Raw genomic sequence first — 7,142 nt, 5'->3', positions numbered from 1 at the left:
AGAACGTATACCTGCACCGTGTGCGCAGCCGTGTCCCCCAGGGACAAGAACTCCGCCCGCGTGATGCTGGTCCGGGCAGGTTGGAACCCGGACGGCGCTGAGGGCGCAAGACCTCCTGGTCCGGTGGACCCAGAGGCAGCCTGAGCCGTAAATCCCCGCTCAGCCCTGGAGGGCGGACAATCCCCTCCCTTCAGGGAGGGGAGCCTTCAACTACAACCTGCACACCCGCCGGCTCCTCGACATCGGCACGCTCGGCGGCAGCAGCACCCACATCACCGGCCTCGACGGGGACACCGTGGTGGGGACGTCATCGCTGGTGGGTGACGCGGTCACCCACGCGTTCGCCTACAGCCTGCGCACCCGGACGATGACCGACCTCGGCACCCTCGGCGGACGCTCCAGCACAGCCAACGACATCAGCGGCCCAACCGTCGTCGGCCAGTCCCGAACCGCCGACAACGCCCTCACCGGATACGCCTACGACCTGCGCACCGGCACCCGCACGGACCTGGGATCCCGCTTCCTGATCGCGCAACTGATCAGCGGAAGCACCGTGGTCGGCGGCGACAGCGCACTCTCCACCTCCTACGACCTCAAGACGCACACCAGCGCCACGATCGGCACCGGACGCGGCGTCACCGAGGTCAAGCAGATAGCCGGCAACACCATGGTCGGCGACAACTTCGCCCCCAACTCCTTCGCCTTCGTCGCCCGCGCCGACAACGGCGACTTCACCTACCTGCCCTCCCTCGGCGGCCTCAACTCCGCCGCGACGCAGGTCAACCACCACGGCACCGTCGCAGGCAGCGCAGCCCTCCCACCCACCGACCCGGTCACCGCCAACGGCCCCTTCCACGCAGCCGTCTGGGTACCGCACACGGGGGCGTAGGAGAGCCGCAGCCGCGCCGGGTGACGGAACGTACGTTCGTACTCCGGCGGTCTGAAAGCTTGTCGCGGACAGTGAATGGTGCCCCGCACGGTGTGGTCAGGTGCGGCCGGCTTCGATCGGACCGCCGTTGCGATCGATGGGAAGGGTCCGCCAGCAAGCTGACGGACCCTCATGCAACGTTGAGCTGACGGTGACTGCCCTTTACGGGAAGCCGGTAGTGCCGCCGCAGCAGGCGACGGTTTCGGTGTGATGGTCGGCGCCGGCGAGCGGTGCTACCGCGAGCACAGCCGCCAGTGCCACGAACAGGCCGATTACGGCTTGGCGCACTGTTCCCTCCTTGTCTTGTCTACCGGGATCCGGTGCCGCTCGAAGCGGTCACTGGTGCATACGCACCAACCAGCAGTCGGGTTGCACAGGAGCTGTCCCTCTTCCCCCGAGGGCCCCCGCGTGAGCTTGGCCTCGCGCGGGAGGTCCAGCGCCGCGTCACTCTCGCCGGCGACGGCGGACTTCACCGTCCGGCCGGACGGTGAAGGAGATCCGAGAAGCAGCGCCTAGTAGGGAACCGTCCCGCACCAGGTCTCCGCCCAGGCGGAGGCGCCGTACTTGTTGGCCGCGCGCACCGCGACGCAGATCTCGTCTCCCGAGTACGGGCCCTGGATGGTGTAACTGGTGTTGCCCGTGGAGCGGATGCTGTCGACGTTCTTGGCGGTGAAGTTGCTGCCCTTGTTGGTGTAGTGGATGTCGTAGCGGGTCGCCCGGGACACCGCTGACCAGCTCACCTTGAGCGGCATGGAGCACGCGCCGACGCAGGAGTTCGTGTAGTCGACCCGGTAGCTCTTCATGGCGGGCGGCGCGGAGCCGGTGGAGGAGCTGCCGGAACCGGACGAACCTCCGCCGTCCGAGCCGGAGGAACCAGAGGAGCTGGAGGACGAGGTGCTGGAGTGGGACGAGTCTCCTGCATCCGAGTCCGAGTCCGAGTCCGAGGAGCGGGTCGAGGGGTCACCGGAGGCAGGCGGCTTTGCTTCGGGCGTCTGCGGCCTCCCGTCGCCACCCTGCTCCGTGGGCTTGCCGTCGCCGTCCTTGCCCTTGGCTGTCTTGGAGGGTGAACTGCTGGGCCTGTTGGGTGAGTTGCTGTCGCCCGGGGTGGGGCTCGCGCTGTTGCCGGGTGACTGGGCGTGCGTTCCGCCACTGTCATGGCTCCAGGGCTGGAGGACGACCATCGTGGTGCCGCCGACGGTGAGGACGACGACAATGGGCAGCGCGATGATCGTCCGGCGCCGGCGGGGGCGGCGCTCCTGCGTCGTGGAGCTGTCGCCCGCGGGGACGACGACGGGCGGCTCGGCCTGCGGGCGCAGGCCCACGGTTGCCCGGTCGGCGGGCTCCTCACGCAAGGGCTGCACTTCGGCGTCGAGCAGTCGGGCGGCCTGCTGGGCGAGGTGTGTGACCACGTCGGCGGGCAGCCATCCGCGCCCGGCGGTCTGCGGTCCGACCCGTCCGGGAGTCGCCAACAGCTCGTCCACGCCGGGCCGTTGCTCGGAGTCCTTGGTCAGGCAGCGTGTGATGAGTGAGCGCAGAGCGGGGTCCTCGACCCCTTCCAGGTCGGGTTCCTCCTGCACGATCTGGAACATGACGGCGTGCTGGTTGCTGGCCCCGTGCCCGAAGGGCAGCCGTCCCGTCGCCGCGTACGTGAGCACGCACCCGACGGTGAACACATCGCTCCCGGGCCCGGCGCTCTGTCCGCGGATCTGCTCCGGCGACATGAAGCCGGGCGACCCGACGACCATCCCCGTGCTGGTCAGCAGCGACTCGACGGAGGTCTCCAGGGCCCGCGCGATCCCGAAGTCGATGACCTTGGTCCCGTCCACGGTCAGCATGACGTTGGAGGGCTTCAGGTCGCGGTGCACGATCTGCGCGTCATGGATGTCCTTCAAAGCGTGCAGCAGTCCGTCGGCGAGGGTGTGCAGCGACGTGGTGGGCAACGGCCCGTGCCGCCGCACGACTTGCTCCAGTGAGAGACCCGGCACATACCCGGTCGCCACCCACGGAGGGTCTTCGTCGGGCCCCGCGTCGAGGACGGGCGCGGTGTACCGCTCGGCGACCCGCCCCGCAGCCTCGATCTCCCGCCGAAACCGCGCCCTGAACCGTTCGTCGGACACGTGCTCCTCGTGCACCACCTTCACGGCGACGGTGCGCCCGCTGTCCGATCTGGCGAGGAAGACGCGTCCCATGCCGCCCGCACCGAGCCGGCCAAGCAGCAGGTACGGGCCGATGCGTGCCGGGTCGAAGGCGGTGAGTGGCTTGATGCCCCCGTCGACGTAGTCCTCCCGCTCGTCGTGCCCGTCCCCGTTCGTACCGCTCATGCTGATGTTGCTCCCCCGAACTCGTACCGCCTGGTCATCAATGCAACGCCGTTGACAATAGGCGCCGTTGATGTTTCCGGTGAAGCCGAAGACGGCGTTTGTGTGACTCCTCCCCCGGCTTCAGCCGGGGGAGGAGTCACACGACTGCTGTGCGTCTCGAAGCGGTCGTCGAGCATGGGGCAGATCAGAATCTGGTGGCTGAGCGAGGGAAAGGCGCGATCGCGGGCGAGTAGCGCGGTCCCCGCCGCGAGGCCGCCGCCACTGATCGATCCGTCGGCCCCGCGGTTTGGCAGTCGGGCTCAGGGCCGTTCGATGTCTTGGAAAATGTGCAGGACTTCGACGGTATGGGTGGTGGGGTCGTAGGGCGGGTTGCCGATGCCTTGCGTGGTGGGCTCGGCTGTCACCGCGTCCCACATGTCGTTGATGTTCCCTTCAGCGAGGGTGAGGACGGCGTCGCGGACGAAGGCGTCGCGGACGATCTGCTCGTCGCTGGCATCGGGGCGTTCCTGGCCGACGATCCCGTACATTTCTGAACCGTGTACTGCGTGCGCCCCTTCGACCGACCCCACGCAGAGCAGGTGCGCGTTTCCGCCGGCGGCGGCGTGTGCGAGCGCGCCACGCGCCTGGGGCAGGGTGAAGGAGAAGTCGGTGAGCAGTGCACCGCGCACCTGGACGGGGGTGCGCCCGTCGACGTCGTATGCGGCGATGATCTTCCGGGCGCGGCTGCGGGGGATGCGGTTGCGGGTGGCGAATTCTTCGACCAGGTCGTCGATGCTGCCGGGGTCGAATTCATCGGTCTTGTTGAGGACCCACCAGTCGGTCTCATGAGTCGCGCTGCTGAAGAGGATGTCGACGTCTCGGTGCCGTCCGGACTCGAGGACCTTCAGGGGATGATCGGCGAGGATGCCGTTCGGCTGGGTTCGGTCATCGACGATGGCGATGACCTCGTTGTCGACGCCGTGCGCTGCGCCAGGGTCTGACGAGATTGTCTTGCTCATCGTTTCGGTGAGCAGCTTCGCGTCGACGTTCAGCAGCTGCTCAGGATCGTCTTGGAGCCCGAGCGCGGTGAGGACCGCCAGCGCGCGCTCTTCCGCCCCCCAGGCCGGCACCTGGCGTGAGGGCATGCCGGAGAATGCGGCGAGGTGATGGAAGAGGCCGTCGGCCGAGGGCGCGGCAAGCAGCGCGAGGCTGCTGAAGGCGCCGGCGCTGTGGCCGGTGACGGTGACGTTGCCGGGGTCACCGCCGAATTGGGCGATGTTCTCCCGCACCCACCGCAGCGCGGTGATGATGTCCTGCAGGCCGAGGTTCGTGGCCTCTTTGAGTGCACCGCCGTATTGGGAGAGGGACAGCCATCCGAACGGGCCGAGCCGATAGTTCAGGGAAACCCCGACAGCTCGTCCGGTCGCGGCAAGGCCGGACGCGTTCGAGGTGGTCTGCGTGTTCGCGCCAAGCACCCACCCGCCGCCGAAGATGTAGACGACCACGGGCGACGGCTCGTCGCCGGCGTCCTCGGGGGCCCAGACGTTGAGGTTCAAGCAGTCCTCGCTGAAGCCGTTGTCGGCTTCGAGCCAGCTGGTGTCCCCGGCCTGGAGCGGTGCGGGCCCCTTCTGGTCGTAGGGCAGGTCCGGGTTGAACGGTACGAGGGTAGGGCTGCGGAAGCGTTCTGCGGTGGCGTAGGGGATTCCGAGCCAGGAGCGGACAGCGTGCGGTGCGGGGGTGTCGGTCATCTGACAGATCCTTTTTCAGAGGGGTCAGTCCACGTCGGAATCGCCGGGGGGTGAGTTCGTAGAAAGTTGGCTGTTCCGACGTCCCTGTAGGTGTCGTGATGTCGCGCGTCGTAGGTGGGTGTCGAGTTCGACGAGGATGCGCAGGCGCTGGTCGCTCATGTGCGGCCGGTGAAGCGGCAGGGGGTCGGTTCGGGATCTGGCGGCGCCGTAGTGCGGGGTATGACTCGGGCGCGGGACGGCGCCGTTGGCGGGCGTCCCGCGATCAGCTCTCAGTCGTCCAGGACGACGACGTGCTTGCCCGGCGTGGTGCCGGACTCGACGTCGGCCTGGGCGTCACGGACCTGTTCCAGGCCGTGGTAGACCTTCGCGACCGGGACTTGGAGGCGACCGGCGGCGATGGCCTGGAGTTGATGGGCGAAGGCGTCGGCCGGGAGGTCGCCGGCCTCACCCGCGTAGCTGGTCAGCCGCACCCCGAACGGGATCATGAACGGGCTGAAATCAGGGATCGTCCACTGGCCCGCCAGGGCTCCGGTGAAGCAGACCGTGCCGTGCCGGCGGACGGCGCTGAGGGTGTCGGCGAGGACCGAGCAGCCCACCAGTTCCAGTGCGGCGTCCACGCCGGCCGGCACCAGGTCGCGCACCTGGTCGGCGATCGTGCCGTTGTCGACGAGTGGATGGTCGACGCCCGCCGCTCGCAGTTCCCCGGCCCTGTCGGGGCTGCGGGTGGTGGACAGCACGGTGGCTCCGAGGTCCTTGGCGATCGTGGCCGCGCTCAGCCCGACCGTGGAGGTGCCGCCGCGGATCAGCAGCGTCTGCCCGGCCTTGAGGTCCAGGCCGGTGGCGAGAGAGCCGTAGGCGGTCTGGAACATCTCCGGCAGTGCACCGACGACATCCCACGGCAGGCTGGTCTCGAACGGGATGACCTGTGCCGCGGGGACGGTGACGTACTGGGCGTACGCGCCGTCGTAGGAGCGGCCCATGCCGCCCATCATGGTGGCCACCTGCTGTCCCGGGCGCAGTCCGCTGTCCTCGTCGGCGTCATCGACCAGGCCGACGCCCTCGATGCCGGGAATTCGCGGGTAGGTGACCTCAGCGTCGGACTCGCCCTTGCGGGTGGTGACTTCGGACTCGTTGACGCCGAACGCCTTCACCTTGATCCGCACCCAGCCGGGCTTGCGTACCGGCACCGGCACATCCTTGATCTGAAGTGCGCCCAGACCGCCGGGCCGGGTGACGACGACGGCCCGCATCGTCGTCGGTGCGGCGTCGTCGGCTGTTGTTGTCGGTTGGCTCATGCCGAGTTCCTCACTCTGTTTCGCCCCCATGGGGCGCTGTTCCGGATGGCGTCCCGCCGGCCGTCAGGGGCGGTCGATGCCTTTCCACAGGTCGAGGGCTTGCTGGTAGTGGGCGGTGGCCTCGAAGGGCGGGTTGCCGACGCTTCCCGAGGTGCGTTTGTCCGTGACCACGACGTGTTTCCCGGGGTCATCGCGGGGCCCGGTCTCCTTGGGCGTACGTCGCCGGGTTCACCGGCTGCCGGTCTTTCGGGAGGCCCGCGACCACCAGCCGGTAGGAGTCGGTCACCAGTTCCTCGACCAGCGAGCGGTCGAGGGAGTCGCCGCCGTGCAGGGTGATCCAGTGCCTTTTGTTCATGTGGTAGCCGGGGGTGATCTCGGTGTGCTGCTCACGCAGCGCCGCCGCCTCGTCGGGGGCGGACTTGAGGATCACCAGGGGCTCCCCGGTGACGTCGGTCATCAGCATGAAGACCTTGCCGCGCACCTTGTGAACGTCCCACTCCTCACCGAAGGGGTGCTCCAGAACGGTGCTGGGCAGGCCCTCGGCGCACTCGGCGGCCGTCTGCTGCAGCTTCTTGCCGTTTATGACGTTCAGCTCCTTGCTCATGCGCCGATGGCCCGGCTGTCCGGGCCTCACCAGCAATGATTCCCTGGGACCGGGCATTTCGGGCGGTAGGCTGCGGACACATGATGGTCAGCAACGGACAGACGGGCGGGGCCGAGGCATCCGCCGCTCCCGCAGGAGCACTCACCCCTCTGTACGGCTTCCAGCCCCCCGGTCGGCACCCCGTACAGCCTGGAGGTCACCGGTCTGGCCGCGGGTAAGAGCCCCGCGGCGGCGTGCAACGGCCGGCCTCGTCTTCGAAGACGAGGC

6 protein-coding genes and 2 pseudogenes are annotated in these 7,142 nt (G+C 68.6%); 2 read left to right on the top strand and 6 right to left on the bottom strand.

What is annotated here, in order from left to right:
- A pseudogene (locus ABZS97_RS42835) lies at positions 1–144 on the top strand (RNA-guided endonuclease TnpB family protein); the annotation flags it as partial.
- A gap of 154 nt (positions 145–298) precedes the next feature.
- Positions 299–889: a hypothetical protein gene (locus tag ABZS97_RS42830; protein ID WP_356148977.1), complete on the top strand. Its 591-nt coding sequence runs from the start codon at positions 299–301 to the stop codon at positions 887–889.
- 201 nt (positions 890–1,090) lie between these two features.
- On the opposite strand, the gene ABZS97_RS42825 is transcribed toward ABZS97_RS42830, so the two are convergent.
- The 6 genes and pseudogenes from ABZS97_RS42825 to ABZS97_RS42800 all read right to left on the bottom strand — a co-directional run bounded on the left by ABZS97_RS42825 (position 1,091) and on the right by ABZS97_RS42800 (position 6,854).
- Positions 1,091–1,216, bottom strand: a complete 126-nt coding sequence (locus tag ABZS97_RS42825; RefSeq protein WP_356148974.1) for a hypothetical protein — start codon at positions 1,214–1,216, stop codon at positions 1,091–1,093.
- 224 nt (positions 1,217–1,440) lie between these two features.
- The gene (locus ABZS97_RS42820) at positions 1,441–3,249 is read right to left on the bottom strand and encodes a serine/threonine-protein kinase (RefSeq protein WP_356148971.1); all 1,809 of its coding nucleotides are present in this window, start codon (positions 3,247–3,249) and stop codon (positions 1,441–1,443) included.
- Between the two features lie 140 nt (positions 3,250–3,389).
- A pseudogene (locus tag ABZS97_RS42815) lies at positions 3,390–3,512 on the bottom strand (alpha/beta hydrolase fold domain-containing protein); the annotation flags it as partial.
- Between the two features lie 36 nt (positions 3,513–3,548).
- Positions 3,549–4,976, bottom strand: a complete 1,428-nt coding sequence (locus ABZS97_RS42810; protein ID WP_356148968.1) for a carboxylesterase family protein — start codon at positions 4,974–4,976, stop codon at positions 3,549–3,551.
- A 269-nt stretch (positions 4,977–5,245) separates the two neighbouring features.
- Positions 5,246–6,271: a zinc-binding dehydrogenase gene (locus tag ABZS97_RS42805; protein WP_356148965.1), complete on the bottom strand. Its 1,026-nt coding sequence runs from the start codon at positions 6,269–6,271 to the stop codon at positions 5,246–5,248.
- Positions 6,272–6,458: 187 nt separating this feature from the next.
- Entirely contained in the window at positions 6,459–6,854 is a 396-nt protein-coding gene (locus ABZS97_RS42800) for an MmcQ/YjbR family DNA-binding protein (protein ID WP_356148980.1), read from the bottom strand.
- Positions 6,855–7,142: the final 288 nt, after the last annotated feature.

The organism is Streptomyces sp. NPDC005485 (genome assembly GCF_040606085.1).
Lineage (GTDB): Bacteria > Actinomycetota > Actinomycetes > Streptomycetales > Streptomycetaceae > Streptomyces.
The sequence above is the reverse complement of the archived record's forward strand: the minus strand, read 5'-3'. Positions and strand labels throughout refer to the sequence as shown.

What these genes read in the sequence shown, in the direction of transcription:
- ABZS97_RS42820 (WP_356148971.1), bottom strand. Translation starts at nt 3,249, where the DNA reads ATGAGCGGTACGAACGGGGACGGGCACGACGAGCGGGAGGACTACGTC.
- ABZS97_RS42810 (WP_356148968.1), bottom strand. Translation starts at nt 4,976, where the DNA reads ATGACCGACACCCCCGCACCGCACGCTGTCCGCTCCTGGCTCGGAATC.
- ABZS97_RS42805 (WP_356148965.1), bottom strand. Translation starts at nt 6,271, where the DNA reads ATGAGCCAACCGACAACAACAGCCGACGACGCCGCACCGACGACGATG.